Genomic DNA, 26,583 nt, shown 5'->3' on the forward strand with positions numbered 1-26,583 from the left:
CTTTCAATCCACCTGAACGCCGGCGCGCTTGACGACCTCCGCCCACATCCGTGTCTCCCGCAGGGCGCGATCAAACAGGCGGTCGGGCGGCCCGATGGTTGTCTCGAAGGAAATGGCAGCATAGCGCTCATTGATCGCGGCGTTACCCAGTACCTTGTTGATTTCGCCGTTGAGCCGCATCACGATGTCGCGCGGTGTGCCGGCGGGCGCCACGATACCGCCCCAAGCAGTAGTTTCATAGCCCTTGATGAACTCGCCAATGGTCGGCACGTCGGGAAACAGCGGGCTGCGCGCCCGGCCTGAAACGCCGAGTGCCTTGATACGGCCGTTCTTGATGTGCGGTGCGATGGACGACAGGTTATCGAACATCAGGTCGACCTGACCGCCCATCAGGTCCTGAATGGCCTGCGGACTGCCACGATAGGGCACGTGGGTCATAAAGGTGCCCGTCATGCTCTTGAATAACTCACCACCCAGATGGCCCGTGGTGCCGTTGCCTGGAGAAGCCATGCTGAGTTTGCCGGGCCTGGATTTGGCCAGTGCGATCAACTCGGTCACGTTCTTCACGCCAAGGTCGTTCCTGACGACGAGCGCGTTTTGCACATAGCCGATAAGCGCTACCGGGACCAGTTGCTTGTCGGGGTCGTAAGGCAGCTTCGCAAAAAGGGATCTGTTGATCGCCAGCGTGCCCACATTGCCGTAGCCCAGGGTGTAGCCATCCGGCGCGGCGCGTGCAATCTCCTGCATGCCAATGTTGCCGCTTGCGCCAGGCTTGTTGTCGATCACAAAAGGCTGCCCCAGCGTCTTCATCAACTCGCTAGTCAGGATGCGACAAATGTTGTCGGGCGAGCCGCCTGCAGCAGACGGCACGATTAGCCGGATGGGCCGGTCTGGCCAGGCAGCGCGTGCCAGCAGGGGCGATGAGGCCATCGCGATGGCACCTAGTTTGAGGAGCGTTCGCCGGTTCGCTTTTAATTCGGTCATGGGGGCTGCCTTTAAGGTTGGGCAATGAGAAAACTGAATGATGCTTGGACAAATCTTTAGCTACAAACGACAATTTGTGCGTCTTCCATGTTTTTTTCTCATGCACCATGATGTTGCGCGCACCTTCCACTATGTCCCTGGTATGCCTTGAGGCTAGCGCACGGTTGCGGTCCTTCACTGCAGCCGCGCAAGAGCTGCACTTGACGCAGGGCGCAGTCAGCCGTCAGATCATGGCGCTTGAAAGCCGCCTTGACGTAAAGCTGTTTGTGCGGCGCCGGGATGCGGTCATCCTCACCGAAGCCGGCCGTTATTACCTGGACGAAGTGAGCACCATTCTCCAGCGCCTCGAACGCGCGACGGCCAATGTTATGGCCCTTAAGGGACGCGGGGGTTCGCTCACGCTGTCGGTCGGCGCGTCGCTGGGCAGCTATTGGTTAATTCCGCGCCTGCCAGACTTCACGCGCGCGTACAGCGAGATCACCCTGAATTTCGCCACCCGAGTAGGGTCGGTTGATTTCAAGAGCACGCCGGTGGACGCTTCACTCGAATTTGGCGACGGGAAGCGTGCCGGGCTGCACAACGATTTTGTTTTGCCGCTGGCGATGTCACCGTATGCCTCACCGGCATGGATCGCCAAAAACGGAAAATCGCTAACGTCCCGGACACCGTTGTCCGCATTGGTGCACCACACGACGGTATTGGACGCGTGGCAAAAATGGTTCGACCACTCCGGCATCGAAATCGGTACCGGGCAAGAGGGGCCACGCTACGAGTTGATGTCGATGGCCCTGAATGCTGCGGTGGTAGGTTTGGGCGCAGTGCTGCTGCCTGACTTCATGGCCAACGATGCGGTAGCGACCGGCCGGTTGCGCCGGCTTTCAAGGAAGCAATGGGTGTCTACACGCGGTTACTACCTGGTCTATCCGGAAGAATCGTCCGGGCTCGAAGCGCTCAAGGTATTTCGCACCTGGCTGCTTGCGCAGGCGGCGGCAGAGCAGGTCTGAATTGGCAGCCGGGAAGCGCGGCACTGGCGGGTGATCTCCACACTGCTCGGCAACCCGGAGCGCTGAAGCGAAGAGATTGCCCCCTCCCTTCGAAGGCGCGCGAGAACGCGGGCCCTAAGGGTCCTAAGGTCTCTTCGACTCCATCAACTTCACCAACGCCCACAACACCCGATTCGCCGGCGTGTTGATCCCCAGCGCCTCGCCGCGCTTCACGATCAGGCCATTGAGGTAGTCGATCTCGCTGCGCTTGCCGCGCGCCAGGTCTTGCGCGGTCGATGAAAATTGGCTGGGCATGGTTTCGGCGATCTTGCGGATGGCGGCGTCTACGTCGCCGGGCACCTGCACGCTCTCGGCCTTGGCCACGGCCAGGCATTCGGCCACTACGTCGCTCATCACGTCTTTCACGCCCTCGCCCTGCACCGTTTTGCCATACGGCAGCTGGGCGATGGCCGAGACGGCGTTGTAGGCGCAGTTGAGGATCAGCTTGGCCCACAGCGCGCCGCGCACGTTGTCAGAAATCTCGGTCGGCACACCGGCGGCAATGAGGGCCTGGGCCACACCTTCGCTGGAAAAGGACCTGGAAACAGCCGGCTCGATCACCAGCTCGCCGCGGCCGTGGTGCTTGACGTGGCCGGGGCCGGCCATTTCGGTGGCGACGTACACCACCGCGGCGGCCACGGCGTGCTGCGGCAGCACGGTACGCAGGCGGTCGGCGTTGTCCACACCGTTTTGCAGGCACAGCACCAGGGCATCGGCCGGCAGGTGCGGCCGAATCAGCGCGCCGGCCGATTCGGTGTCGGTGGACTTGACGCTGAACAGCACCAGGTTGGCGCCCTGCACCGCGCCCGGGTCTGCGCTGGCGGCCAGGCGCACATGCTCGTCGAAGGTTTTGGTTTCCATGCGCAGGCCGTCGCGGGCGATGGCTTCCACATGCTGGGGCCGGGCGATCAGCACCACCTCGTGCCCGGCGCGAGCGAGCATGCCGCCGAAGTAGCAACCGACGGCGCCGGCGCCCATCACGGCGACTTTGAGGGATTGGGTCATGAGGTGGCTTTCAGAGAGATGCGAAGACAAGGATTGTGGGTCAAGTCCGCCGTGTTTGCAGGCCGTCAGGCCGCTTAGCCGAGGCTTCCGGCAAAACGCCGGCCCAGGTGATCGCGCTCGAAAGCCGCGACCACAAAATCGATGAACACGCGGGTTTTGGCAGGCATCAGGCTGCGCGTGGCGTAATAGATCGAGATCGCGCCGGCATCCACATACCAGCGCGGCAGCAGCCTGACGAGTTCGCCGCGTTCAAGCCACGGCAGCACGTCGGGCACGGCAAGCAGCGTCACGCCCAGGCCCAGTAGCGCCGCGGCGCGCATGGCGGTCGGGTCGTTCATGACCATTGACTCCATAAAAATTGCTGGAACCTCAGCACCGGCCGCATCGCGCATGACCCACTGGCGAACCCGGCTCGTTCCGCTGGAACGCAGAGCGATACCTTTGAACCCGGCCAGGCCCGCAGGGTCGGCTGGGGCCTGCTGGCCTGCCATATAGGCGGGCGACGCCACGGCGACCAGGTGGATCGGGGCCAAGGCGCGCGACACGACGCCCGGCGACAGCTCGAAGCCGCCGCCGATAGCTGCGTCATACCCCTCGGCGATCAGGTCGACCGGGCGATTTTCAAAGTGCCAGTCAGGGCGAATCAGCGGATAACGGTCCAGAAAAGCCGGCAGCAACGGCACGATGTAGTCGATGCCAAAGGTAGGCGACATGCTGACCTTGAGCGAGCCGACGGGGTCGCCGCTGTCGCTGGAGACGGCCGCGATGGCGGACTGCAGTGCGATGAGGTTGCCGCCAATCGACGCCAGGAAGCGTTCACCGGCTTCGGTCAGCGTGAGTTTGCGGGTTGAGCGCTGAAACAGCCGTACGCCCAGGTTTCGCTCCAGCATGGCCACATTGCGGCTCACGGCGGCAGGCGTCAGCTCCAGGCGCCGCGCCGCCACGGAAAAGCTGCGGCCTTCGGCGCTGCGAACAAACGATTCGAGGTTGGCCAGGGTTTCCATTTCGCCATCTTAAAGCAATGCTTGAAAATAATTCAACCAATTACCGGCTTATCAAAAGGCAATCAAAAACCCATCATTCACCCATCAACAACCAAGGAGTGAATTTATGTCTACCCCCTCAACCACAAGCAACACCCCCACCATCGGGATCATCGGCGCCGGAGCCATCGGCTCGGCATTTGCCAAAGCCCTGGCCCGCCAGGGCATCCATGCCACGCTGTCCAACAGCCGCGGCCCGGACTCGCTCAAGGACATCGTGCGCGAACTTGGCCCCACCATCCACGCCGGCACCGTCAAGGAGGCGGCCTCAAAAGACATCGTGCTGGTAGCCGTCAACTGGGGCCGCCTGCCTGCCGCGCTGGCCGGTTTGCCCAACTTTGGCGGCCGTGTCGTCATTGATGCCAACAACGCGGTCGAAATACCTTCGCTCACGCCCGTAGACCTGAACGGCCGCGTTTCCAGCGAAGTGTTTGCCGAGCTGGTGCCCGGCGCGCGCGTGGTGAAGGCCTTTAACCACCTTGTCGCGCAACTGCTGGCCACAGACCCCGCCGACCAGGGCGGCAAACGCGTGCTGTTTTTCTCGGGCGACGACGTCAAGGCAAAGGCGACCGTGGCTGCACTGATCAGCCAGCTCGGATTCTCGGGAATCGACCTCGGCTCTTTGGCTGTGGGTGGGCGCCTGGCGCAGTTTCCCGGCGGCCCGCTGCCAATTCTCAACCTTGTGCATTTCAGCTGAAGTCAATGCGCTGGCGCCCGGCACAAGATACACGGCCGGGTCCGCAGCTTCTTCTGCTCACAATCCCGGCTGGCCGGCGGCTGACTGGAGGCCGTGCCTCGTTTACCATGAAGAACTACTGAACAAACTTGCCAGGGGCTTGCTATGGACCTCGTCAAGGGCTGCCAACCTACAATGAATAAATGAATGTTCGCATCGGCCACTGGCCTTCCATCCCTTGCGCACTGACCATTCAATGACAGCAAGGTACCGGCGATGAACCCAATCCATAAGGCAAGCCCACAGGGCATGCAACGCAGACAGGTGCTGGCCGGGGCCATGGCGGCAGCGCTGCCCTGCCTGCCCGCCGTTTCCTCGGCTGCAGCGGCAAAGTCGATTCTGGTCGGCGGCCTGCCTGTTACCTGCAACCTCACCCTGCCAGTCGCCTGCATGGCCAAGGCCGCCAGCAATGCCAAGGGCGGCGGCCCGGCGTTTGAGTTTGAATACAGCAAGTACAGCGGCTGGCCGGAGATCAAGGAGTCCCTGATGACGGGCCGCATCCAGGCGGCCTACATGCTGGCGCCGCTGGTGATGGACCTGACCGACAAGAAAATTCCCCTCAAGATCGTCTCGCTGGGGCACCGCTCGGGCGCGGTCATCATGGTGCGCACCGATTCCGCGCACAAGCGATTTACCGACCTGAAAGGCAAAAGAATCGCCATCCCGAGCCGCTTTGCTGTCGATTTTTTGTTCCTGCGCAAGATGCTGGCCAAAGAGGGCATGACGCCCAAGGACATCGAGATCATCGAGATGGCTCCGCCCGACATGCCTGCCGCCCTGTACGCCAAAGCGGTGGATGCCTATTGCACCGGCGAGCCCTTCGGGGCGGCGGCGCAGCGCGCGGGCTATGCCCGTCCGCTGTCCATGACACGCGACGAATGGCGCAACTACATCTGCTGCGTGCTCACGGTGCGCGAAGAACTGATCAAGGACAACCGCCCGCTGGTCCAGGAGCTGGTGAACTACGTGCAGGCGGCCGGCACCTGGCTTGACCTGGGGCCGGCCAGCCGCAACAAGGCCGTGGATATTGCTGCGGGCCGCAAATTTTTCAACCAGGACCCGAACATCATCCGCTTTGTCATGGAAAACCCGGCGGACCGTGTGACCTATGGCGACCTGCGCATGATCAAGGCGGAGTTTGACGATTTGATGAAGCTGTCGCTCGAAGCCGGCACCATCAAGCGCCCGGTCGCTTACGAATCCTATGTGGACGAGAGTTTTGTCAAAAACATCAAGCCCGTCACCATCACACTCTGACTTCAGGACACCCCTTGAATCGCGCACTACCCGTCTTTTTTTCGCTGCTTCTTTTCGCCGCCACAGCTGGCGCGGCTGCCAGTTCGGGCCTGAAGTCCGGCGTGTTCGAGCCGCCGCGCATGGCGCCGGACTTCAGCTTGCGCAGCACAGCCGGCACCGACCTGCAACTGAGCCGCTACCGCGGCAAGCTGGTCATTCTTGAATTCGGCTACACCTCCTGCCCCAACGTTTGCCCGGAGTCGCTGGCGATGCTGGCGCAGGCACGCCAGAAGCTGGGCACGCTTGCCGATCAAGTGCAGGTGGTTTTCGTTACGGTCGATCCCGAGCGGGACACGGCGGACCTCCTGCGCAAGTACCTGGCGGCTTTTGACCCCACGTTTGTCGGCGTCACCGGCACGCCGGCCCAGATGGAGAAGGTGCGCCAGGACTACGGCATCACCGCAAAAAAAGAAATGGTCGAGGGCAGCAAGACCAACTACGCGGTGCACCACTCGTCTTACCTCTACTTTGTAGACCGCCAGGGTAGCCTGCGCGGGCTAATGCCTTTCGGGCGCAGTGCCGACGACATCGTGCATGACGCCAGAATTTTGCTCAAGAAATAAGCGTGCCGAGACAAGTGAAGTCCCTGCGCCGCGTCTGGCTGCTGCTGTTGATGCTTGCCGCCTGCACGCTGGGCGCATTCGGATGGGCCGCGCTTGCCCCCGTCTCCGCCATGTCCAGGGTCGAATTGTTCGAAATCCCCAAGGGCACCTGGGCGCGCCGGATGGCCGGCGACAAGCTCGCGATTCTTCCGTCCGAAGTCCGCCTCACGCTGGGCCTGAACGACGTGCTGCTCCTGAAAAATTTGGACGATGTACCGCAGGCATTCGGGCCGGTGCTGATCATGCCCGGCCAGAGTTTCCGCCTGCCGTTTGAGGTGGCGTCAAACTATCAGTTTGCCTGCTCCGCGCATGCCAGCGGGCAGATGAGCGTGGTGGTTGTGCCCAAGCCGGAAACCGCCTGGGAGCGCCTGCAGTGGCGTGCGGCCGCAGCGTATGCGGCGCTAAGAAACCAATTGTTGTAAGCGAAGGGTTTGGGTGGAAAAACTAAAAAATATCCTCGCGCCGCTGGCCGTGCTGGTGGCGCTGATCGCCTGCTGGTGGGTGATCGTGCTGCAGACCGAGAGCGTGATTTTCCCCACGCCGCTGCAGGTAGTGACCGGCACCATGGAGCTGGTCGCAGACGGCACGCTGTGGGAGCACATAAGCGCGTCGCTGTTTCGGGTGGGCATCGGCTTTTTGAGCGCCACCCTGGTCGCCGTGCCCATGGGGCTGTGGATGGGCCGTGTGGAGGGCGCCTACCGCACGCTCAACCCGATCTTCCAGATCCTGCGGCCCATATCACCCATCGCCTGGATTCCGCTGGCCATCCTGTGGTTTGGCGTGGGTAATGTCTCGCCGATTTTCCTGATTTTTATCGCGTCGGTCTTCCCGATGATTGTGCAAACCGCTGCCGGCGTGCACACCATCGAAAAGCGCTATCTGCGGGCGGCCGACAATTTTGGCGTGTCGCGTTACACCCTGTTCCGCCAGGTCATCATTCCCGCCGTGTTGCCCGAAATCATCGTTGGCATGCGCATTGGCCTGGGCGTGGCGTGGCTGGTCGTGGTGGCGGCAGAAATGATCGCCCTGCGCTCCGGCCTGGGCTACCTCATCATGGACTCACGCAACGCAGGCAACCGCTACGACCTGGTGATCGCCAGCATGGTCATCATTGGCGTCATCGGACTTTTGCTGGACGGCACGATGCGCCGCCTGGAAGGCCTCAAATCGATCAGGTGGCGCTATGGACGTTAAAGACGCCAAGATTTCAGTCAGGGACATCCGCAAGAGCTTTGCCCCGGGCAAGGCGGCGCTGCCCGTCGTCGATGGCGTCAGCCTGTCGGTTGCCGACGGTGAGTTTGTGGCCATCGTCGGGCCGTCGGGCTGCGGCAAATCAACCCTGATAAAAATCATCGCGGGCTTTGAGCACGCGGATTCGGGCAGCATCAGCATCGACGGCGCGCAGCGCAACGGGCCCAGCCCCAAGGGCATTGTGATCTCGCAGCACGGCTCGGTGTTTCCGTGGCTGACGGTGCAGCAAAACCTGATGTTCGGGCTCAACGGCAACGGCCATGGCGACAAGGCCGCGCTGGCCGACCACTACACCGACATGGTGGGCCTCAAGGGCTTTGAAAAGAGCTACCCGCACGAACTCTCGGGCGGCATGCTCAAGCGGGTGGAGCTGGCGCGTGCGCTGGTGGTCAAGCCCGAGATTTTGTACATGGACGAGCCCTTCTCCGCGCTGGATGCGCTGATGAACCTGCGCATGCGCACCGAGCTGATGCGAATCCTGTCGGAAGAGCGACATACCGTGCTGCTCATCACGCATGACGTGGAAGAGGCCTTGTTCATGGCCGACCGCATCCTGGTGCTGTCGCCGCGCCCGGCGACCATCCAGGCGACTTTCGAGGTGCCGTTTGCGCACCCGCGCAAACTGTCCAGTCCGGCAATGCAGCAGATGAAAGAGCAGATTTTGGGTGAACTTGGGGTGAGCTGAACGCTCAAGCGCTCGCAGTCACTTCGCCAACAACACCACCGCCCCAATGGAGGGCACGAACCCGTTACGATTGAAGCTGCAGCGCTGTGAGGCGCAGCTTTATTTCACCTCCCATGCCTGAATTCCTGACTGCCGCCCTCTACAAATTCGTCGAGCTCCCCGACTTTGCCGAGCTCCAGGCGCCCCTGCTCGCCTGCTGCGAGTCCCATGGTGTCAAAGGCACCCTGCTGCTGGCCGCAGAAGGCATCAACGGCACGATTGCCGGCCCGGCCAAGGGGGTACATGCCGTGCTGGCTTTTTTGCGGCAGGATGCGCGCCTGGCCACGCTGGAGCACAAGGAAGCCTGGGCAGCCCACATGCCGTTTTACCGGATGAAGGTGCGGCTCAAGCGGGAGATCGTCACACTGGGCGTGCCGGAGGTGCACCCCGCCCTGATGGCCGGCCAGTACGTCAAGCCCGCGGACTGGAACCACCTGCTCGACGACCCCGAGGTGGTGCTGGTTGACACGCGCAACGACTACGAGGTGTCCATTGGCACCTTCCAGGGCGCCATCAACCCGGCCACCCTCAGCTTTTCGGAACTGCCGGGCTGGGTGGAGCGCGAGATGGCCGAAGGCGGCCGCCTGGCCCCGGTGGACGGCAAAAAGCCCAAGGTGGCCATGTTCTGCACCGGCGGCATCCGCTGCGAGAAATCCACGGCCTTCCTGCGCTCCAGGGGATTTGACGAGGTTTACCACCTGGAAGGCGGCATCCTCAAATACCTGGAGACCGTGCCTGAAGCCCAAAGCTACTGGCAGGGCGAGTGTTTTGTGTTCGATGAACGCGTCTCGGTAGGCCACGGCCTTCACGCGGGCCACTACACGCTGTGCCGCTCCTGCCGCGATCCGCTGAGCGAGGAAGACCGGGCCTCCCCGCTGTTCGAGCTGGGGGTGAGCTGCGCGCGCTGCCACGCGACCACAACCGAGCAACAAAAGCAGGGCTACCGCGAGCGCCAGCGCCAGGTCGAGCTGGCCGAGGCGCGCCAGCAGCCGCATATTGGCGTGCGGCAGCAGGACAAGTCCTGAACCCGGCCGTGACGCCCGCCTCAACCGCCCCGGCAGACCGCCCCCTGCCGGTTTTGTATTCCTTTCGCCGCTGCCCCTACGCCATGCGCGCACGGCTGGCGCTGGCCGTGAGTGGCCAGCGCTGCGAGTTGCGCGAGGTGGTGCTGCGCAGCAAGCCGCCCGAAATGCTGGCCGCATCGCCCAAGGGCACCGTGCCGGTGCTGGTTCTGCCGGATGGTCAGGTGATCGAGCAAAGCCTGGACATCATGCTGTGGGCGCTGGGGCAAAACGACCCGGAGGGTTGGCTCGTACCGCAACACGGTTCGATGGCGGACATGCAGGCACTGATCAGCCAGAACGATGATGAATTCAAGCAGCACCTGGACCGCTACAAATACCCCAACCGGTACCCGCAGGAGTCAGCCGGTGACGCCCAAGGGTTTGCACAGGCTCACCGTGCCGCGGCTGGGCGCTGGCTGGGTGAGCTGGAAACAATGCTGCACGGTGTGCCCGGTATGCCCGGGAAAGGCTGGTTGTTTGGCCCCACCGCCAGGCTGGCCGACATGGCCCTGCTGCCTTTCGTGCGGCAGTTTGCGCACACCGATGCCGCATGGTTTGCAGCGCAGCCCTGGCCGCGGTTGCAGGTCTGGCTAGCGGGGTTTGAAGCGAGTGCGCTCTATCAAGGCGTGATGGAGAAACATGCGCCCTGGCGGGCTGCGACCGAGTGATGCTATTAATTTAATAGCCTCATTCCTTGGTATTCATTGGGCTATATGTCTATTTGACTCCAGAGAAACAAGGCACCGGTTGGGGAAAAAGACAAATACCGAAGCGGGAACGGCCCTCATCCCAACCTTCTCCCAGAGGGAGAAGGAGCAAGAAGGGGCACTCTTTCAACTCTTGCAGCCTTGCAGCTCTTGCAAAAAGTTGGTTATAGGGCTTGGTTGTATGGTGTTGTGCGAATTACTCCCTCTCCCCCTGGGAGAGGGCTGGGGTGAGGGCTGAACCCGAATCCAGCCATCGATTGCGACAAACGAACCTGGGCTACAACTCCGGCGCAATAGCCTCGGCGTAGTCATACAGCGCACCCAGAATCGCCTGGCCGCGCTCGTCGGCCGTTTCTGACAGCGTGTCGATTTCGGCAAACAGCGCATCCACATTGCGCGCGCCGCCCTCGCCTTCCAGCAGGCGCGCCACCCGATGCGCTTCCCAGCGCTCGGCTTCTTCCGGCGCCAGGGTGTCCGCAAAATTGCGGGCCCGGTAGCGAAACAGCAGCTCTTGCAGGCGGTCGTCGTCAAAGCCGGTGCGGCTGTGGGCCAGCTCGGCAGGAGACAGCGCGCGCAGCTGGTTCAGCCGCCGCCGGTCGGCATTGCCGACAAAACCGCCATAGAGGTCTTCGTCCACGTCGGGCGCGGCTTCTTTCGGGCGCTGAAACACCTCGGGCCAGATGGCGCTCATGTCGGGCAGGCCGGCCGCTTTTTCGGCATTGCGCAGCGCCGCGTCCATGTCCACACCCCACTTCGCCGCCATCTCGGGTGTCAGGGTTTGCAGCTTGCGCACCACCATGGGCGACTTGTTGAGGTGCACCGACTTCAGCGGCAGGCGCAGCACGCCTTCAGGCAAGTCAGCGGCCCGGGTAAACAGGCGCTGGCGCAGCGTGGCCACGTCGAGCATCGGCAGTTCGCTCGGGTCATGCGCGAGATCCCAGGCGAGCAACTCGTTTTTATTGGTTGGGTGCGTCGCCAGCGGCCACATCACGGCCAGGCAACCGCGCTCCGGGGGGAACATGCCCGACACATGCAGAAACGGCATGGCGCTTTGCCGACTGGCGGGCAGGCCCAGTTCAGCGGCCACCCGGTCCTTTTTGTGCAGTCCCAGGCAAAAATCAAACAGCTTGGGCTGGGCCGTGCGAATCAGCCGGGCCAGGGCAATGGTGGCGCGCACGTCCGACAGCGCGTCGTGCGCGGCTTCGTGCAGCAGGCCGTTGGCGCGCGCCAGGTCTTCCAGCTTGAAGCTGGGTTTGCCGTCCTCTTTGACGGGCCAGACAATGCCCTCGGGGCGAAGCGCATAGGCCATGCGCACCACGTCCAGCAAATCCCAGCGGCCGCAGTCGTTTTGCCACTCGCGCGCGTAGGGATCAATCAGGTTGCGCCAGAACAGGTAGCGCGTCACCTCGTCGTCAAAACGAATGGTGTTGTAGCCGACGCCGATGGTGCCGGGCTCGGCCAGCACCTGTTCGATCTGCGCGGCAAACGCGTGCTCTGGGATCCCGCGCTCCAGGCACAGCTGAGGCGTGATCCCGGTGATCAGGCAGGAGGCCGGGTCGGGCAGGTAGTCGTTGGCGGGCTGGCAATAGAGCATGAGCGGCTCGCCCACCTCGTTCAGTTCGGCGTCCGTCCGGATGCCGGCAAATTGCGAAGGCCGGTCGCGCCGGGTATTCAGACCAAAGGTTTCGTAGTCGTGCCAGAGGAAGGTGTGCGGCGCCATGGATTGATGCTTGGAATATTTATAGGAGAAATTGAGCCCTGACCCAGATAGCTTGGTCGCGGGTAGCTATTATTTTGATAGCGCCATGAAAAGGATCATAAAAAGGCCCATGAAAAAGGCCGATAGCATGATGCTACCGGCCTTTTGGGGGTACGCTGAAAATCCGCGTCGTCGCGTCGTCAGTTGGTCTCTGCGGCCTCTGCCTCGGGCCTGGCTTTGCCCTCTTTCTTCAGCAGCGGCTGGATGTCGAGCTGGACCTCGCCGGTCTCGACGCCCTTCTCGTCCGTGGTGACCTGCATGTCGACGGTGAGGCGGCCGCCGTCAATCAGGCGCCCGAACAGCAGCTCATCGGCCAGCGCACGACGAATCGTGTCCTGGATCAGGCGCTGCATCGGGCGAGCGCCCATGAGCGGATCAAAGCCCTTCTTGGCCAGGTACTTGCGCAGCCCGTCGGTGAAGGTGACTTCGACTTTCTTCTCGGCCAGTTGGGTCTCCAGCTGGAGCAGGAACTTGTCGACCACGCGCAGGATGACGACTTCGTCCAGCGCCTTGAAGCTCACCACCGCATCGAGGCGGTTGCGGAACTCGGGCGTGAACAGGCGTTTGATGTCCGCCATCTCGTCGCCCGCCTCACGCGGGTTGGTGAAGCCGATGGTCGCCTTGTTCATCGTCTCGGCACCGGCGTTGGTGGTCATGACAATGATCACATTGCGGAAATCGGCCTTGCGCCCGTTGTTGTCCGTCAGCGTGCCGTGGTCCATCACCTGCAGCAGCACATTGAAGATGTCGGGGTGCGCCTTCTCGATTTCGTCGAGCAGCAGCACCGCATGCGGCTTCTTGGTGATGGCCTCGGTCAGCAAACCGCCCTGGTCAAAACCGACATAGCCCGGAGGCGCGCCGATCAGGCGGCTCACGGCATGGCGCTCCATATACTCCGACATGTCGAAGCGGATCAGCTCAATGCCCATGATGTAGGCCAGCTGCTTGGCGGCCTCCGTCTTGCCGACACCCGTGGGGCCGGAGAACAGGAAGCAGCCAATCGGCTTGTCGTCCTTGCCCAGGCCGGAACGCGCCATCTTGACAGACGACGCGAGCACGTCCAGCGCCTTGTCCTGGCCGAACACCACGCTTTTGAGGTCGCGTTCCAGGGTCTTGAGCTTGCCGCGGTCATCATTGGAGACGTTGGCGGGCGGAATGCGGGCAATCTTCGCCACGATTTCCTCGACCTCGGTCTTGGTGATGGTTTTCTTGCGCTTGTTGGCCGGCAGGATGCGCTGGGCGGCGCCCGCCTCGTCAATGACGTCAATCGCCTTGTCGGGCAGATGGCGGTCATTGATGTACTTGGCGCTCAGCTCGGCCGCGGCCTGCAGTGCGGCCACGGCGTATTTGACGCTGTGGTGCTCTTCAAAGCGCGATTTGAGACCCTTGAGAATCTCGACCGTTTCCTGCACCGTGGGCTCGACGATATCCACTTTCTGGAAGCGCCGTGACAGGGCCGCATCCTTCTCGAAAATACCGCGGTATTCCGTGAAGGTGGTCGCGCCAATGCACTTGAGCTGGCCGGAACTCAGCGCAGGCTTGAGCAGGTTGGACGCGTCCAGCGTACCGCCCGAGGCCGCACCGGCACCGATCAGGGTGTGGATTTCGTCAATGAACAGGATGCCGTTGGGCTTGTCCTTCAGCGCTTTCAGCACGCCTTTGAGGCGCTGTTCAAAGTCACCGCGGTATTTGGTGCCGGCCAGCAAGGCACCCATGTCGAGCGAGTACACGTTCGCCTCGGCCAGGATTTCCGGCACGTCTTTTTGCGTGATGCGCCAGGCGAGACCCTCGGCAATGGCAGTCTTGCCTACGCCGGCCTCACCGACCAGCAGCGGGTTGTTTTTGCGGCGGCGGCAGAGAATCTGGATCACCCGCTCGACCTCGTACTGGCGACCGATCAGGGGATCGATCTTGCCATCCTTGGCGAGCTGGTTCAGGTTCTGCGTGAACTGCTCCAGCGGAGAAGCCTTCTCGTTCTTTTCGCTGCCTTCCTCATTCTCGGCAGCGCTTTCGCCGCTCTTGGCGGGTTCGGGCGGATCGCTCTTCTTGATGCCATGGGCGATGAAATTCACCACGTCCAGGCGCGTCACGCCCTGCTGGTGCAGGTAGTACACCGCGTGGGAATCCTTTTCGCCAAAAATGGCGACCAGCACATTGGCACCGGTGACTTCCTTTTTACCGTTGCCGGTGGACTGCACATGCATGATGGCGCGCTGGATCACACGCTGGAAACCCAGCGTGGGTTGCGTGTCCACGTCGTCGGTGCCTGCCACCTGCGGCGTGTTGTCCTTGATGAAATTGGCAAGCGACTTGCGCAGATCATCCACATTGGCTGAACAGGCGCGCAGCACTTCAGCGGCACTGGGGTTGTCCAGCAAGGCAAGCAGCAGGTGTTCAACCGTGATGAACTCGTGACGTTGCTGCCGCGCTTCGACAAAGGCCATGTGCAAGCTGACTTCTAGTTCCTGGGCAATCATTGATTTTCCTTTCGGCTTGCTGACGTTTTACTTCACTGACTTCTGAATGGAATATTGGCCGGATTTGTCATTATTCAATGGGCTCGCTAATACATTGCAGCGGGTGCCCGTTTTTTCGGGCTGCTTCGGTCACCTGGTCGACTTTGGTGGCGGCCACGTCTTTGGAAAACACGCCGCACACGCCTTTGCCGTCCAGATGGATCTTCAACATGATCTGCGTGGCAGTTTCACGGTCCTTGTTGAAAAACTCCTGGATGATCACCACGACAAACTCCATCGGGGTGTAATCGTCATTGAGAAGAACCACCTGGTACATCTGGGGCGGTTTGGTCTTTTGGGGGCGGCGCTCCAGAACGACCGAATCCCCGCCATTGACATCATCGGGTCTGACGACAGGTGCCGGCGGCTGCGCCGGGGATTTGGGAGATTTGCTGGCCATGGAATTCATTCTAGCGACCGATATAGTCCAGTGCGCCCAATGGGGAAATTGGTGGCGGGAACGCGACATTCAAGCGTGACATATTTGACTATTCTGCGCCCATGAAAAAACCGCCTCGGAATCGCTCCCGGGCGGTTTGCAGGGGCAAGCCTGGCTGGCTTTACATGTGGTCGATCATCACCTGGCCGAAACCGGAGCAGCTGACCTGGGTCGCGCCCTCCATCAGGCGGGCAAAGTCGTAGGTGACTTTCTTGGATTCAATCGACTTTTCCATCGAGCTGATGATCAGGTCAGCGGCCTCGGTCCAGCCCATGTGGCGCAGCATCATCTCTGCGGACAGGATCTCGGAGCCGGGGTTCACATAGTCCTTGCCGGCATATTTCGGCGCGGTACCGTGGGTGGCTTCGAACATGGCAACGGTGTCGCTCAGGTTGGCGCCCGGGGCAATGCCGATGCCGCCGACCTGGGCGGCCAGTGCGTCGGACACATAGTCGCCGTTCAGGTTCAGCGTGGCAATCACGCTGTACTCGGCCGGACGCAACAGGATCTGCTGCAGGAAGGCGTCGGCAATGCTGTCCTTGACGACGATGTCCTTGCCCGTTTTCGGGTTCTTGAACTTGCACCATGGGCCGCCGTCGATCAGTTCGGCACCGAATTCCTTTTGCGCCAGGGCGTAGGCCCAGTCGCGGAAACCGCCTTCAGTGAATTTCATGATGTTGCCCTTGTGAACGATGGTCACGCTGGGTTTGTCATTGTCAATCGCGTACTGGATGGCCTTGCGCACCAGGCGCTCGGTACCTTCGCTGGAGACCGGCTTGATGCCGATGCCGGAGGTGTTGGGGAAGCGGATCTTCTTGACGCCCAGTTCATCCTGCAGGAATTTGATGAGTTTTTTGGCCTTGTCGCTGCCCGATTCGAATTCGATACCGGCGTAGATGTCTTCCGAGTTTTCACGGAAGATGACCATGTTGGTCTTTTGTGGCTCTTTCACGGGGGAAGGCACACCGGCAAAATACTGGATGGGGCGCAGACAGACATACAGGTCCAGTTCCTGGCGCAACGCTACGTTCAGGCTGCGGATACCGCCACCCACGGGGGTCGTCAGCGGGCCCTTGATGGACACCACGTAGTCGCGCACGGCGTGCAGCGTTTCTTCCGGCAACCAGACGTCGGGGCCATACACCTTGGTGGACTTTTCGCCCGCAAACACTTCCATCCAGTGGATTTTCTTCTTGCCGCCGTAGGCTTTGGCCACGGCTGCGTCGACCACTTTCAGCATGACCGGCGTAATGTCTGCGCCGGTGCCGTCGCCCTCGATGAACGGAATGACCGGCTCGTCAGGCACATTCAGTGAATTGTCGGCATTGACGGTGATTTTCTGGCCTTGGGCGGGCACCTTGATGTGCTGGTACATGTTTAAGAAGTCTCCGGTGAGCGCTGATGGCGTCAACAAGAAACGCCGCTTTCAGCAGTTAGGTAAAAACCCCTAAATTCTAGCCGCAAAACAATATTCCGAAATTTATGCGGGCTGCGTGTCAACCGGCGGGAAAGCGTTTTCGTTACGGTACAGTCCACGAGTTTTTTCGGGGGCATTCTTCCAATAACGTTATTTCAGGAAACTCCAAATGAACAAACTCCTCGCTGTACTGATTTCCGCCCTGTTCGCTACTGGCGCTTTCGCCGCCAGCCACGCCGGCGCTCCTATGGCTGCCGCCTCCAAGCCAGCTACCGCCGCATCGCCAGCTACGCCTGCAACCGCAGCCACCCCTGCAACCCCAGCTGCCAAGGAAGACAAAGCCGCTGCCGCTAAAGCTGCCAAAGCCGAAAAAGCCGCTGCCGCTAAAGCTGCCAAAGCCGAAAAAGCTGCTGCAGCCAAGAAAGCTAAAGAAGAAAAAGCTGCAGCCGCTGCCGCCAAGAAAGCAGAAAAGCCTGCTGCCAAAGCTTCTGAAGCCAAGAAGTAATTCCTGGGACTTCGGTCAAAATGCCCGCCCTGTGCGGGCATTTTTCATGGGCGTCGTTTATGCTGCCAGCCAACTCAACTTATCATGAACCCATGTTTATAAAACTTGCCGCGCGCAAGGTCGCCCGAAGTGTGACCCAGGCACTGATAAGCTGCGCCCTCGTGACCTCAGGCGGTGTGTTCGCCCAGGATGCCCCCCAAACCGACCTCCCACGGGTAACGCTGGGAGCCGGCATGCACCAGATAGACGCCCAGGTTGCGTCGACTCCACAACAACGACAAATCGGACTCATGTTCCGTACGGCGATGCCCCAGCACGAAGGCATGCTCTTTATCTTTGAACAGCCCTCCCAGCAGTGTTTCTGGATGAAAAACACACTGCTGCCACTGACCGCCGCGTTTGTGGCCGACGATGGCACCATCGTGAACCTTGCAGACATGAAGCCCCAGACGACTGAATCGCATTGCTCGGTACAGCCGGTGCGCTATGTGCTTGAGATGAACAAGGGCTGGTTCGCCAAAAAGGGCATCAAGGCCGGCGCCCGCCTGAATGGCACACTTTTTGAGGCCAGGCGCTGAACAACCGCAGGCTGAGAACGGCAGGCTGAGGCCGCCTCATTTAAAAAAACAAAAAAGCCGACGCGAGGTCGGCTTTTTTCATGCAAGGACCGAAGTCCTTTTCCTCCTTCTCCGCGTCAGGCGAAGTTGGCTTCCGCAAAGCCCCAGTTCACCATGTTGGACAGGAAGGTTTCCACGAACTTGGGACGCAGGTTACGGTAGTCGATGTAATAGGCATGTTCCCAGACGTCCACCGTCAGCAGCGCCTTGTCAGCGGTTGTCAGCGGCGTGCCTGCCGGGCCGGTATTGACGATGTCTACCGAACCATCGGCTTTCTTCACCAGCCAGGTCCAGCCGGAACCAAAATTGCCGACGGCCGATTTGACGAATGCTTCCTTGAACGCAGCATAAGAGCCGAACTTGGCATTGATGGCTGCTGCCAGTGCGCCACTGGGCTCGCCGCCGCCCGCGGGCTTCATGCAGTTCCAGAAAAAGGTGTGGTTCCAGATTTGAGCCGCGTTGTTGTACACGCCGCCGCTGGATTTTTTGATGATCTCTTCCAGCGTCATCGATTCAAACTCAGTGCCTTTTTGCAGGTTGTTGAGGTTCACCACATAAGCGTTGTGGTGCTTGCCGTGGTGATACTCAAAAGCCTCCTGGCTGTAATACGGGGCAAGTGCGTCAAGCGCGTAGGGGAGCGGGGGGAGCTTATGTTCCATGATTTTCCTCGTGGTGGTTAAAAACTTGTCCGGGTCATTGTAAAAACTAAATAAGTCGAGGTGCAGATACGGTCAAATCGACCTCGCCATCCGCAAGGGTAGCGCGAAGAGGCTGCCCCGCATACGTTGCCTTTGCGCGAGTGACAGGGTGACCCTGCATGTCCGCCAGCCAGGCATAGCCGCGCTGCAGCACCAGTTTCGGATCCAGCAATTCGAGTCGCAATTGTGCACGCTCAATCCGTTCCCGGCTGCGTTGCAAACTTGCCCCGATTTCCCTGGGTAGCTCCGTGTCCAACGCCTGGACCTGTAGCGTTTCGCGCATCAGGGCGGACCGCATGGCGTGCCGCAGGTTTTGCGCGAGCCCGGCCAGAAGAGCCTGCTGGCGGGTCACCAGATGAGAGGGCCGGCTGACACGGGCCGCAGCCCAGTCCAGACGCTGGGCATGCGACTGCATGTGCCGATCCACCCCGCGTTGCAAACGCTTCAGTACAAGGCCCAGGGTGTCGAGCCAGACAGTTTGCGGCTGCGCGCACAACTCCGCAGCCGCAGTCGGGGTGGGAGCCCTGACATCGGCACAAAAATCGGCGATGGTGAAGTCCGTCTCGTGCCCCACACCGCTGATCACCGGCACCGGCGAGCTCACTATCGTGCGTGCGAGTTGTTCGTCGTTAAAGGCCCACAAATCTTCCATGGCCCCGCCTCCGCGAACCAGCAGCAGCACATCCACCTCGTCACGCCGGTAGGCCTTGAGCAGCGCTTCGCGCAACTCCCCTGCGGCCTGCCCGCCCTGCACACTGGCCGGATAGATCACCACCGGTATGTGGGGGGCGCGGCGCTGCAAAGCGCTCACCACATCATGCAGGGCCGCGGCGCCCAGAGAGGTGACTACCCCAATGGCGCGGGGCAGCAGCGGCAACGCCCGCTTGCGGCCCGCGTCAAAAAGGCCCTCTGTTTCGAGTTTTTCCTTGAGCGCCAGGAACTGCTCAAACAGGTTGCCCTGCCCCGCCTGCCGCATGGATTCGACGACCAGTTGCAACTCGCCCCGCGGCTCATATACACCGAGTCGGCCCCGTAGCTCGACCAGTTGGCCGTCGCGCGGCGAAAAGTCCAGCAAGCTGGCGGCGCGGCGAAACATGGCGCAGCGAACCTGCCCCTGTTCGTCCTTCAGGGAAAAATAGCAGTGCCCGCTGGCCGCGCGCGAAAAGCCGCTGATTTCGCCTTGCACGGCCACCGGATTGAAGCGGGCCTCCAGACTGTCCGCAATGGCCCGCAACAACGAGCCCACCGGCCACACCCGCATGCCGGGCTCGCGCCCGGTGACGGGCGGTTTTTCAGGACGGGGCGACACCTCAAACATGGCCAAACCCCTTGAAAATGCGGGGGCAATACTCCACAGCGCACGGCCTGGCGCGGAGAAAAGCGGCAACTGCACTCGGACATCGCGATGAATTCGTGTAACTCATTGATTTTGAATAACTTAATTCTGCTCAAATTTTCATCGTTTTGTCACAAGCACGATTTGGCGCGGCTCGCGAACCCCATGGCGCCCACTTGCTCACAAAGTTATCCACATGTTCTGTGAGTTAAGTCTTACAGGAACACCATTTTTGAAACAGGCCCGCAGACCGCACGTAAAACCTGCGGCCTGATTTTGGTAGGCCATAATCCAGACAAATTACTTGCTTGGAGATGTGCATTGTTTTCGATCATACAAGCCGCAGGCTGGCCGATCTGGCCCTTGGTTGCCTGCTCCGTCTTGGCACTTGCGCTGGTCATTGAGCGTTTTACCAGCCTTAAAACCCCCAAAGTGGCACCGCCCAGACTGCTTGACGAAGCCATCACAGTCTCCCGTTCCGCCATTCCCGCACCCGATGTGGTGTCGCAGCTGGAACAAAACTCGGTTCTTGGCGAAGTGTTGGCCAGCGGGTTTCGTGCCTTGAATGCCAATCCACGGATCAGCGAGGACGATTTGCGCTCCATCCTGGAGGGAGCCGGTCGCCAGGCAGCCCACAAGCTGGAGCGGTACCTGGCCGCCCTGGCCACCATTGCCTCTGCGGCGCCCTTGCTGGGGCTGCTGGGCACCGTCATCGGCATGATCGAGATTTTCGGCGCCCAGGCCAGCGCCGGCAGCGTCAGCAGTTCTGGCGGGGCCAACCCGGTACAGATGGCGCAAGGCATCTCCATCGCCCTTTACAACACCGCATTTGGGTTGATGGTGGCCATACCGTCCCTGATTTTCTGGCGCTATTTCCGGGCCCAGGTTGACGGCTACCTGCTCACCATGGAACTGGCTGCAGAGCGCTTCGTACGCCACCTCAATACGCTGCGGAAATAGCCATGACCACCCTGCTTTTCACTTCGGGCAAGGCGCGGAGCCTCGCCGGCGGCAGCGGCTCATGAACTTCCGCCCCCATCCGCATGATGAACCGGAGATCAACCTGATCCCCTTTATCGATGTGTTGCTTGTTGTACTCATCTTCCTGATGTTGTCCACAACCTACAGCAAGTTCACCGAGCTGCAGGTAAAACTGCCAGTGGCCGACGCTGAGCAGCAGCGTGACTACCCCAAAGAGGTCATCGTCGCGGTCAGCAGCGATGGCCGCTACATGGTCAACAAGACTTTGGTGGAAGGCCGCGGGATCGGGGTGCTCGGTGCGGCACTGCTCGAAGCGGCAAAAGCCGGCAAAGAGAGCATCATCATCATCAGCGCCGATGCCAGCGCCACACACCAGGCGGTGATCACGGTCATGGAAGCGGCCCGCCGCCAGGGATTGACGCAGATCACCTTCGCCACCCAAAGCAGCGCCATGGCCGGCGCGAAATAGCTTTCGGGGCTTGCGGCCGGCTCTCCCTTCACAAAATGGCGAGAAACGCGTGAGAAACCTGTTGGTGAGGGCCTGGCTCACACGAGGCTGGCTGGCCTGCCTGCTCTGGCCACTGGCGCAGCTCCACGGCCTGGTCGTGCGCCTGCGCCGGACCTTGTATCGCAGCGGCATGCTCGAATCCCGTCGCTTTGCGGTTCCGGTGATCGTGGTCGGCAATGTCGTGGCCGGTGGCGCGGGCAAAACGCCGCTGGTGCTGGCCCTGGTGCGGCATTTGCAGGCGCAGGGCCTGCATGTCGGCGTGGTGTCACGCGGCTACGGACGGTCCGGCCATGAAAGTCTGGAAGTGGGTGCCGGGACACCTGCGGCCCAGGCGGGTGATGAACCGGCCCTTATAAAACGTGCCACAAACGCTCCTGTTTTTGTGGCAAAAAAAAGGACGGATGCCGTGCGCCTGCTGCTGGCGGCATACCCCTCCACGGCCGTCGTGGTGTGCGACGACGGCTTGCAGCACTACGCCCTTCAGCGGGATATTGAAATTGCCGTGTTTGATGACCGGGGTGTCGGCAACGGCTGGCTGCTGCCGGCCGGCCCACTGCGCGAACCGTGGCCAGAGCGCCAGCAGCAAGGCCTGGACCTGGTGCTGCACACCGGCCTGAAGCCGGCCTTTGAAGGATTCACCTCCAGCCGGCAACTGGCTGACCATGCCATTGCTGCCGATGGCAGCCAGATCGCCCTGGCCGCGCTGCAGGGCCGGCCTCTTGTGGCACTGGCCGGCATTGCCAATCCCGAAGCCTTCTTTGCCATGCTCAGGGCACGCGGCCTGGTACTGGAGCAAACCCTGTCATTGCCCGATCATCACGACTTTGGCGCCGACGATCTCGCGGCTTGTGCAGGCAAGACAGTCCTGTGCACCGAGAAGGATGCGGTCAAACTGTTTGGCAAGCCGGGCCTGGCGCCATTGCACCTTTTGGCCATTCCGCTGGTGTTTTCGCCCGAACCGGGCTTTTTTGGGGCGCTTGATGCACTGTTGGCGCCCCTGCTTTCTCAATTACCATCAAGCCATGGATACCAAACTGCTTGAACTGCTGGTCTGCCCCGTGACAAAGGGTCCCCTGGTCTACGACCGGGAAAAACAGGAACTCATCTCCCGCAGCGCGCGGCTGGCCTACCCGGTGCGTGACGGACTGCCCGTGCTGCTGGAAAACGAAGCCCGAACCCTGACCGACGAGGAGCTGGGACTGTGATGGTTGCCGGTTTCCTGCCCACATGAGCATGAGCATGAGTTTCACCGTCCTCATTCCAGCTCGCCTGGCCTCTACGCGCCTGCCCAACAAACCCTTGGCCGACATCGGCGGGACACCGATGGTGGTGCGGGTGGCGCAGCGTGCCATGCAAAGCACCGCCGCCAGCACGGTGGTCGCCACCGACAGCGCCGACATCATCGAAAAATGCAAGGCGTTCGGCATTGCCGCGGTCCTGACGCGTGCCGACCACCCCAGCGGCAGCGACCGGCTGGCGGAAGCCTGCACCGCGCTCGGCCTGGCTGACGATGACATCGTCGTGAACGTGCAGGGTGACGAGCCCCTGATCGACCCGGCCCTCATCGACGCCGTGGCACACCTGCTCAATGAACGGCCTGACTGCGCCATGAGCACGGCAGCGCATTCGATTGACCAGATGGCTGACCTGCTCAATCCCAATATCGTCAAGGTGGTGCTGGATGCGCGCCAGACCGCGCTGTACTTCAGCCGCTCGCCGATTCCTGCGGCACGCGACTTCGCCGGCACCGCCTGGTGGGAAGATGGCGAAAAGGGCAGCAAGCTGCCCAAACCGCTGCGCCACGTCGGCATCTATGGCTACCGCGTGGGCTTTCTGCGGCAGTTCCCTACCCTGCCCCAGGCGCCGCTGGAGCAACTGGAGTCACTGGAACAATTGCGCGCCCTCTGGCATGGGTACCGGATTGCCGTGCACATTACCGATAAGGCACCGGGCCTGGGTGTGGATACGCCGGAAGATCTGGCCAGGGCACGCGAGCTCTTTTCATAGCGGCCAGCCAGCTCACCCCGGCGTCTGTGTAAGCTGCCGTCAGGGGTGTACATGCTATCCTTGTACAAAAAGCAGGGGTGAGGTTTGCATGACGTGCTGGCAGCCCTCAACACCTGTCAAGCAGCCCATGGAGATACCGGCGCGCCGAACTCCCGGGTTGACTTCCTGAATTCATAAAAATCCGAGGACATCCATGAGACTGATTTTGTTGGGCGCGCCTGGCGCGGGCAAGGGGACGCAAGCGACCTTCATCTGCCAAAAGTACGGCATCCCCCAGATTTCCACCGGTGACATGCTGCGTGCAGCCGTCAAGGCAGGAACCCCGCTAGGCATAGAAGCCAAAAAAGTCATGGACGCCGGCGCGCTCGTGAGCGATGACCTGATCATCAACCTGGTGAAGGAACGCATTGCCCAGCCCGACTGCGCCAATGGCTTCCTGTTTGACGGTTTTCCCCGCACCATTCCACAAGCCGACGCCATGAAAGCTGCCGGCGTGAAGATTGACTATGTGCTTGAAATCGATGTGCCTTTTGAAGCCATCATCGAGCGCATGAGCGGGCGCCGCTCGCACACGGCCTCGGGCCGCACCTACCACGTGAAATACAACCCGCCCAAAGTCGAAGGCAAGGATGATGTCACCGGTGAGCCGCTGATCCAGCGCGAAGACGACAAGGAAGAGACCGTGCGCAAGCGGCTGGAGGTTTACAGCGCGCAAACCCGTCCACTGGTGGAGTACTACTCAAGCTGGGCGAAAACTTCGCCCCACGCCGCCCCCAAATACCGCGCCATCAGCGGCATGGGCGGGGTCGATGAAATCACGGAAAGAGCCTTCAAGGCCCTGTCGAGCTGAGGCGGCCCAAAGCCTCATCGGGCCGTTCTCCTGAACGGCATGCACCGGGCCTCAGCTCAGCAGGCGGAGCATCAGGTCCACCCGCGCCTTCACCGGGCTGAGCCCCTTTGAATCGGGAATGAGATCCCCCGGCTTGGGCAGCACCTGGCCGTCGGGGCAGCGCGTGGCGCGAACCACCGTGATGCCGCTGGCCTGTGCCTGGAGCAAAGCAGCTTCCAGCGCATGATGGATGGTGCCGTTGCCCGTTGTGGCGACAACCAGGCCCCGCACTCCCCGCGACATCAGGGCTTCCACCACTGCGCCACTGGCACCGGCATGGCTCATGACGATCTCAACATGCGGCCAGTCAGCCCCGCTGCCCAGGGCCGCTATTATTTTCAGGGTGTCCGGCGCCCGGTTTTCGTCAGCTTCAGGCCAACTCCTCAATAACCTCAGGCGCCCTTCTTCGACATAGCCCAGCGGGCCCGCATCGCCCGAACTGAAGGCGTCCAGCCGGTAGGGATGCACCTTCTGCACGTCCCGCGCTGTATGGATGGTGCCAGCGCATACGGCCACCACGCCCCTGGCGCCGGCGTGGCGGGCCACGGCCACGGCATCCAGCATGTTCTGCGGGCCGTCCGGTACCAGGGCCGTGGCCGGACGCATGGCGCAAGTCAGCACCACCGGCTTGGCGGGGCTGCACACCGCCTGTAAAAAATACGCGGTTTCTTCCAGCGTGTCGGTGCCGTGGACAATGACGATCCCCTCGACATCAGGCTGCGCCAGAAAGTGGTTGACGCGCCCGGCCAGCTTCGCCCACACGGCAAAGCTCATGTCCTTGCTATCGAGCTGCGCAACCTGCTCGGTGACCACAGGGCCGGCTTCGGCCAGCCCGGGAATCGCCGCCACCAGCCGATCAATACCAACCTCTGCGGCGGTGTAGCCGATGTTGTCCGAGGCGGTCGCGGCCCGGCCGGCAATCGTGCCGCCGGTACCCAAAATCACAATGGTTTGACGATTCATAAGAAGGATAAGAAGGGGACTTGCGTTCTTTGAAAAACTGGATGAAAATACAGGTACTGGATATTAAAACAGGTAAATACAAGGCAAGGTACGCGGTCATCCCTCAGCGGGCCGGTGCATCCAACCCAATCCAGGCTGACGAATCAAGGAGTCCCGGTCATGAGCATCCTGAACGAATTTCCGCATTTATCCTCCGAAGGTCCCAAGCTCACAGCTCGGCAGCAGCAAATCCTGGAATTGATCCAGAGTGCCATCGCCCGCACCGGCGCTCCGCCAACCCGCGCCGAAATCGCCAACGAATTGGGCTTCAAATCCGCCAACGCCGCTGAAGAGCACCTGCAAGCCCTGGCCCGCAAAGGCGTGATTGAACTGGTCAGCGGCACTTCGCGCGGCATACGCCTGCGCAGCGACACCTTGCGCTCCATCCATGAGTCCAGAGTCAAACAGTTTTCCCTGCCGTTGCAAAGCCTGGCCCAACTCGCCCTGCCTCTGGTGGGGCGGGTTGCTGCTGGCAGCCCGATTCTCGCGCAGGAACACATCGAGCAGACCTATTATTTTGAAAGCAGCCTGTTTCAGCGACAACCTGATTACCTGCTCAAGGTGCGCGGCATGAGCATGCGGGATGCCGGCATCATGGACGGCGATCTGCTGGCCGTCAAACAGGCCAAGGAAGCCAGGAACGGCCAAATTGTCGTGGCCCGTATCGGCGACGAAGTGACGGTCAAGCGTTTTCGGCGCACCAAGCATCTGATTGAATTGTTGCCTGAGAACCCGGATTTCAAAACCATTGTGGTCGAGCCCGGCGAACCCTTCGAGCTCGAGGGCCTCGCGGTTGGTTTGATCCGCAACACCATGCTCATCTAGACAACCCTTTCTGGTCGCACGACAGGTGGCGGGCGTTTGGTCATTGATTGGCCAACACCCTGGCGTTGCGGCCCCACTGGCGATTTAGCCAGCCCGAAATCCTGCCTGTAAACATTGGGGCGCAAGCCTCTCTAATTCAGGAGTTCATCATGGGAATCGTCAGTTTTTCAAATTCACCCGTATTCTCGGTTTTGCTTGCCCCCATGCAGGCCCTGGCGGCGTGGTTTGTGCCTGCGCAGTCCGCTTCAGACCCGTTTTCCGCCCCGGCCCGCACCCGGCGCACACCCCATCAGCTGGCCGTGCCCTTCAAGCCTGGCAGCACTCCCTCCCGGCGGTGCGCGGCCGCCGCACATGCCGCGGCAGCAAAAACCTCCGCCACCAGCCGCTTGAAGGTGGTGCGCGAGTTTGACGCGGCCGTCGGCCCCGCTTGCGCTGGCCGCATGGTCATATCCGGTCGCATGTCTGACGTCTGTGCAGAACTCGAGCGCATGGCTCAACGTGAGACCGCAGTCCAGTAAAGCCGGTGCGCCTTTGACACTTTGAGCCTGCCACGGCCGTTAGCCCACGGCACCGTGGCACCGTGGCGCCGCGCACTCATCGGCCCCTGAACTGCAGGGGCATGGGGAACA

At 61.4% G+C, this 26,583-nt stretch carries 29 protein-coding genes; 19 read left to right on the forward strand and 10 right to left on the reverse strand.

The features are described from left to right. Window positions 1–3: 3 nt before the first annotated feature. Window positions 4–984, reverse strand: a complete 981-nt coding sequence (locus AC1DS5_RS05835; protein WP_477717314.1) for a Bug family tripartite tricarboxylate transporter substrate binding protein — start codon at window positions 982–984, stop codon at window positions 4–6. 131 nt (window positions 985–1,115) lie between these two features. Between AC1DS5_RS05835 and AC1DS5_RS05840 the strand changes: the two genes are divergently transcribed. Next, entirely contained in the window at window positions 1,116–1,988 is an 873-nt protein-coding gene (locus tag AC1DS5_RS05840) for a LysR substrate-binding domain-containing protein (RefSeq protein ID WP_477717522.1), read from the forward strand. Window positions 1,989–2,111: 123 nt separating this feature from the next. Here the strand turns inward: AC1DS5_RS05840 and AC1DS5_RS05845 are convergent, their stop codons facing one another. Beyond that, window positions 2,112–3,032 (reverse strand): ketopantoate reductase family protein, encoded by a 921-nt coding sequence (locus AC1DS5_RS05845; RefSeq protein WP_477717315.1) that lies wholly within the window; start codon window positions 3,030–3,032, stop codon window positions 2,112–2,114. Between the two features lie 74 nt (window positions 3,033–3,106). Continuing rightward, window positions 3,107–4,036 carry a LysR substrate-binding domain-containing protein gene (locus AC1DS5_RS05850; RefSeq protein ID WP_477717316.1) on the reverse strand — a complete coding sequence of 310 codons (930 nt, stop codon included), beginning with the start codon at window positions 4,034–4,036 and terminating at the stop codon, window positions 3,107–3,109. A gap of 106 nt (window positions 4,037–4,142) precedes the next feature. Between AC1DS5_RS05850 and AC1DS5_RS05855 the strand changes: the two genes are divergently transcribed. From AC1DS5_RS05855 to AC1DS5_RS05890, 8 genes are all read left to right on the forward strand, one after another. Continuing rightward, window positions 4,143–4,772 (forward strand): NADPH-dependent F420 reductase, encoded by a 630-nt coding sequence (locus tag AC1DS5_RS05855; protein ID WP_477717317.1) that lies wholly within the window; start codon window positions 4,143–4,145, stop codon window positions 4,770–4,772. Window positions 4,773–5,060: 288 nt separating this feature from the next. Next, window positions 5,061–6,068 carry an ABC transporter substrate-binding protein gene (locus tag AC1DS5_RS05860; protein ID WP_477717318.1) on the forward strand — a complete coding sequence of 336 codons (1,008 nt, stop codon included), beginning with the start codon at window positions 5,061–5,063 and terminating at the stop codon, window positions 6,066–6,068. Between the two features lie 14 nt (window positions 6,069–6,082). Beyond that, window positions 6,083–6,670: an SCO family protein gene (locus AC1DS5_RS05865; protein ID WP_477717319.1), complete on the forward strand. Its 588-nt coding sequence runs from the start codon at window positions 6,083–6,085 to the stop codon at window positions 6,668–6,670. A gap of 2 nt (window positions 6,671–6,672) precedes the next feature. Further along, window positions 6,673–7,131 (forward strand): cupredoxin domain-containing protein, encoded by a 459-nt coding sequence (locus AC1DS5_RS05870; RefSeq protein ID WP_477717320.1) that lies wholly within the window; start codon window positions 6,673–6,675, stop codon window positions 7,129–7,131. A 13-nt stretch (window positions 7,132–7,144) separates the two neighbouring features. After that, window positions 7,145–7,903 (forward strand): ABC transporter permease, encoded by a 759-nt coding sequence (locus AC1DS5_RS05875; protein WP_477717321.1) that lies wholly within the window; start codon window positions 7,145–7,147, stop codon window positions 7,901–7,903. Further along, window positions 7,893–8,645 carry an ABC transporter ATP-binding protein gene (locus tag AC1DS5_RS05880; RefSeq protein ID WP_477717322.1) on the forward strand — a complete coding sequence of 251 codons (753 nt, stop codon included), beginning with the start codon at window positions 7,893–7,895 and terminating at the stop codon, window positions 8,643–8,645. Before AC1DS5_RS05875 ends, AC1DS5_RS05880 begins: the two co-directional genes overlap by 11 nt. A 113-nt stretch (window positions 8,646–8,758) precedes the next feature. Then, window positions 8,759–9,709, forward strand: a complete 951-nt coding sequence (trhO, locus tag AC1DS5_RS05885; protein ID WP_477717323.1) for an oxygen-dependent tRNA uridine(34) hydroxylase TrhO — start codon at window positions 8,759–8,761, stop codon at window positions 9,707–9,709. 83 nt (window positions 9,710–9,792) lie between these two features. Beyond that, window positions 9,793–10,416: a glutathione S-transferase gene (locus AC1DS5_RS05890; protein ID WP_477717523.1), complete on the forward strand. Its 624-nt coding sequence runs from the start codon at window positions 9,793–9,795 to the stop codon at window positions 10,414–10,416. Window positions 10,417–10,732: 316 nt separating this feature from the next. Here the strand turns inward: AC1DS5_RS05890 and sbcB are convergent, their stop codons facing one another. From sbcB to icd, 4 genes are all read right to left on the reverse strand, one after another. Beyond that, complete coding sequence (gene sbcB, locus AC1DS5_RS05895) at window positions 10,733–12,175, reverse strand: exodeoxyribonuclease I (protein WP_477717324.1); 1,443 nt, start codon at window positions 12,173–12,175, stop codon at window positions 10,733–10,735. Window positions 12,176–12,354: 179 nt separating this feature from the next. Then, a complete protein-coding gene (gene clpA, locus AC1DS5_RS05900) occupies window positions 12,355–14,691 on the reverse strand; it encodes an ATP-dependent Clp protease ATP-binding subunit ClpA (RefSeq protein ID WP_477717325.1) in 2,337 nt (778 codons plus the stop codon). Window positions 14,692–14,761: 70 nt separating this feature from the next. Continuing rightward, window positions 14,762–15,130 carry an ATP-dependent Clp protease adapter ClpS gene (gene clpS, locus AC1DS5_RS05905; protein WP_477717326.1) on the reverse strand — a complete coding sequence of 123 codons (369 nt, stop codon included), beginning with the start codon at window positions 15,128–15,130 and terminating at the stop codon, window positions 14,762–14,764. A gap of 160 nt (window positions 15,131–15,290) precedes the next feature. Beyond that, complete coding sequence (gene icd / locus AC1DS5_RS05910; RefSeq protein ID WP_477717327.1) at window positions 15,291–16,544, reverse strand: NADP-dependent isocitrate dehydrogenase; 1,254 nt, start codon at window positions 16,542–16,544, stop codon at window positions 15,291–15,293. Between the two features lie 211 nt (window positions 16,545–16,755). On the opposite strand from icd, the gene AC1DS5_RS05915 reads away from it, so the two are divergent. After that, on the forward strand, window positions 16,756–17,091 hold the full coding sequence (locus AC1DS5_RS05915) for a cell envelope biogenesis protein TolA (protein ID WP_477717328.1): 336 nt from the start codon (window positions 16,756–16,758) through the stop codon (window positions 17,089–17,091). A gap of 20 nt (window positions 17,092–17,111) precedes the next feature. Next, the gene (locus tag AC1DS5_RS05920) at window positions 17,112–17,669 is read left to right on the forward strand and encodes a DUF192 domain-containing protein (protein WP_477717329.1); all 558 of its coding nucleotides are present in this window, start codon (window positions 17,112–17,114) and stop codon (window positions 17,667–17,669) included. Window positions 17,670–17,785: 116 nt separating this feature from the next. On the opposite strand, the gene AC1DS5_RS05925 is transcribed toward AC1DS5_RS05920, so the two are convergent. Next, on the reverse strand, window positions 17,786–18,367 hold the full coding sequence (locus AC1DS5_RS05925) for a superoxide dismutase (protein ID WP_477717330.1): 582 nt from the start codon (window positions 18,365–18,367) through the stop codon (window positions 17,786–17,788). 46 nt (window positions 18,368–18,413) lie between these two features. After that, window positions 18,414–19,724 (reverse strand): exodeoxyribonuclease VII large subunit, encoded by a 1,311-nt coding sequence (gene xseA, locus AC1DS5_RS05930; protein ID WP_477717331.1) that lies wholly within the window; start codon window positions 19,722–19,724, stop codon window positions 18,414–18,416. A gap of 339 nt (window positions 19,725–20,063) precedes the next feature. Here xseA and AC1DS5_RS05935 point away from each other — a divergent pair, with 339 nt between their 5' ends. The 6 genes from AC1DS5_RS05935 to adk all read left to right on the forward strand — a co-directional run bounded on the left by AC1DS5_RS05935 (window position 20,064) and on the right by adk (window position 24,088). Next, window positions 20,064–20,702 carry a MotA/TolQ/ExbB proton channel family protein gene (locus AC1DS5_RS05935; protein WP_477717332.1) on the forward strand — a complete coding sequence of 213 codons (639 nt, stop codon included), beginning with the start codon at window positions 20,064–20,066 and terminating at the stop codon, window positions 20,700–20,702. A gap of 61 nt (window positions 20,703–20,763) precedes the next feature. Then, window positions 20,764–21,192: an ExbD/TolR family protein gene (locus AC1DS5_RS05940; protein ID WP_477717333.1), complete on the forward strand. Its 429-nt coding sequence runs from the start codon at window positions 20,764–20,766 to the stop codon at window positions 21,190–21,192. 10 nt (window positions 21,193–21,202) lie between these two features. After that, complete coding sequence (gene lpxK, locus AC1DS5_RS05945; RefSeq protein ID WP_477717334.1) at window positions 21,203–22,273, forward strand: tetraacyldisaccharide 4'-kinase; 1,071 nt, start codon at window positions 21,203–21,205, stop codon at window positions 22,271–22,273. Beyond that, complete coding sequence (locus AC1DS5_RS05950; RefSeq protein WP_477717335.1) at window positions 22,254–22,436, forward strand: Trm112 family protein; 183 nt, start codon at window positions 22,254–22,256, stop codon at window positions 22,434–22,436. Before lpxK ends, AC1DS5_RS05950 begins: the two co-directional genes overlap by 20 nt. A 22-nt stretch (window positions 22,437–22,458) precedes the next feature. After that, window positions 22,459–23,238, forward strand: coding sequence for a 3-deoxy-manno-octulosonate cytidylyltransferase (gene kdsB / locus AC1DS5_RS05955; RefSeq protein WP_477717336.1), 780 nt, complete (start codon window positions 22,459–22,461; stop codon window positions 23,236–23,238). Between the two features lie 193 nt (window positions 23,239–23,431). Then, on the forward strand, window positions 23,432–24,088 hold the full coding sequence (gene adk / locus AC1DS5_RS05960; protein ID WP_477717337.1) for an adenylate kinase: 657 nt from the start codon (window positions 23,432–23,434) through the stop codon (window positions 24,086–24,088). A 51-nt stretch (window positions 24,089–24,139) separates the two neighbouring features. On the opposite strand, the gene AC1DS5_RS05965 is transcribed toward adk, so the two are convergent. After that, the gene (locus AC1DS5_RS05965) at window positions 24,140–25,090 is read right to left on the reverse strand and encodes an asparaginase (RefSeq protein ID WP_477717338.1); all 951 of its coding nucleotides are present in this window, start codon (window positions 25,088–25,090) and stop codon (window positions 24,140–24,142) included. 159 nt (window positions 25,091–25,249) lie between these two features. Between AC1DS5_RS05965 and lexA the strand changes: the two genes are divergently transcribed. Further along, window positions 25,250–25,954 (forward strand): transcriptional repressor LexA, encoded by a 705-nt coding sequence (gene lexA, locus AC1DS5_RS05970; RefSeq protein WP_477717339.1) that lies wholly within the window; start codon window positions 25,250–25,252, stop codon window positions 25,952–25,954. Window positions 25,955–26,103: 149 nt separating this feature from the next. Continuing rightward, window positions 26,104–26,472 carry a hypothetical protein gene (locus AC1DS5_RS05975; RefSeq protein ID WP_477717340.1) on the forward strand — a complete coding sequence of 123 codons (369 nt, stop codon included), beginning with the start codon at window positions 26,104–26,106 and terminating at the stop codon, window positions 26,470–26,472. Window positions 26,473–26,583 lie beyond the last annotated feature (111 nt).

This window comes from Polaromonas sp. P4_H1 (assembly GCF_056400945.1).

What these genes read in the sequence shown, in the direction of transcription:
- icd (WP_477717327.1), bottom strand. Translation starts at nt 16,544, where the DNA reads ATGTACCAGCACATCAAGGTGCCCGCCCAAGGCCAGAAAATCACCGTC.
- AC1DS5_RS05965 (WP_477717338.1), bottom strand. Translation starts at nt 25,090, where the DNA reads ATGAATCGTCAAACCATTGTGATTTTGGGTACCGGCGGCACGATTGCC.
- clpS (WP_477717326.1), bottom strand. Translation starts at nt 15,130, where the DNA reads ATGGCCAGCAAATCTCCCAAATCCCCGGCGCAGCCGCCGGCACCTGTC.
- kdsB (WP_477717336.1), top strand. Translation starts at nt 22,459, where the DNA reads ATGAGCATGAGCATGAGTTTCACCGTCCTCATTCCAGCTCGCCTGGCC.
- AC1DS5_RS05890 (WP_477717523.1), top strand. Translation starts at nt 9,793, where the DNA reads ATGCGCGCACGGCTGGCGCTGGCCGTGAGTGGCCAGCGCTGCGAGTTG.
- sbcB (WP_477717324.1), bottom strand. Translation starts at nt 12,175, where the DNA reads ATGGCGCCGCACACCTTCCTCTGGCACGACTACGAAACCTTTGGTCTG.
- lexA (WP_477717339.1), top strand. Translation starts at nt 25,250, where the DNA reads ATGAGCATCCTGAACGAATTTCCGCATTTATCCTCCGAAGGTCCCAAG.
- AC1DS5_RS05975 (WP_477717340.1), top strand. Translation starts at nt 26,104, where the DNA reads ATGGGAATCGTCAGTTTTTCAAATTCACCCGTATTCTCGGTTTTGCTT.
- AC1DS5_RS05860 (WP_477717318.1), top strand. Translation starts at nt 5,061, where the DNA reads ATGCAACGCAGACAGGTGCTGGCCGGGGCCATGGCGGCAGCGCTGCCC.
- xseA (WP_477717331.1), bottom strand. Translation starts at nt 19,724, where the DNA reads ATGTTTGAGGTGTCGCCCCGTCCTGAAAAACCGCCCGTCACCGGGCGC.
- AC1DS5_RS05850 (WP_477717316.1), bottom strand. Translation starts at nt 4,036, where the DNA reads ATGGAAACCCTGGCCAACCTCGAATCGTTTGTTCGCAGCGCCGAAGGC.
- AC1DS5_RS05950 (WP_477717335.1), top strand. Translation starts at nt 22,254, where the DNA reads ATGGATACCAAACTGCTTGAACTGCTGGTCTGCCCCGTGACAAAGGGT.
- AC1DS5_RS05880 (WP_477717322.1), top strand. Translation starts at nt 7,893, where the DNA reads ATGGACGTTAAAGACGCCAAGATTTCAGTCAGGGACATCCGCAAGAGC.
- AC1DS5_RS05840 (WP_477717522.1), top strand. Translation starts at nt 1,116, where the DNA reads ATGTCCCTGGTATGCCTTGAGGCTAGCGCACGGTTGCGGTCCTTCACT.
- AC1DS5_RS05845 (WP_477717315.1), bottom strand. Translation starts at nt 3,032, where the DNA reads ATGACCCAATCCCTCAAAGTCGCCGTGATGGGCGCCGGCGCCGTCGGT.
- AC1DS5_RS05855 (WP_477717317.1), top strand. Translation starts at nt 4,143, where the DNA reads ATGTCTACCCCCTCAACCACAAGCAACACCCCCACCATCGGGATCATC.
- AC1DS5_RS05940 (WP_477717333.1), top strand. Translation starts at nt 20,764, where the DNA reads ATGAACTTCCGCCCCCATCCGCATGATGAACCGGAGATCAACCTGATC.
- AC1DS5_RS05920 (WP_477717329.1), top strand. Translation starts at nt 17,112, where the DNA reads ATGCCCGCCCTGTGCGGGCATTTTTCATGGGCGTCGTTTATGCTGCCA.
- clpA (WP_477717325.1), bottom strand. Translation starts at nt 14,691, where the DNA reads ATGATTGCCCAGGAACTAGAAGTCAGCTTGCACATGGCCTTTGTCGAA.
- trhO (WP_477717323.1), top strand. Translation starts at nt 8,759, where the DNA reads ATGCCTGAATTCCTGACTGCCGCCCTCTACAAATTCGTCGAGCTCCCC.
- AC1DS5_RS05835 (WP_477717314.1), bottom strand. Translation starts at nt 984, where the DNA reads ATGACCGAATTAAAAGCGAACCGGCGAACGCTCCTCAAACTAGGTGCC.
- adk (WP_477717337.1), top strand. Translation starts at nt 23,432, where the DNA reads ATGAGACTGATTTTGTTGGGCGCGCCTGGCGCGGGCAAGGGGACGCAA.
- AC1DS5_RS05925 (WP_477717330.1), bottom strand. Translation starts at nt 18,367, where the DNA reads ATGGAACATAAGCTCCCCCCGCTCCCCTACGCGCTTGACGCACTTGCC.
- AC1DS5_RS05915 (WP_477717328.1), top strand. Translation starts at nt 16,756, where the DNA reads ATGAACAAACTCCTCGCTGTACTGATTTCCGCCCTGTTCGCTACTGGC.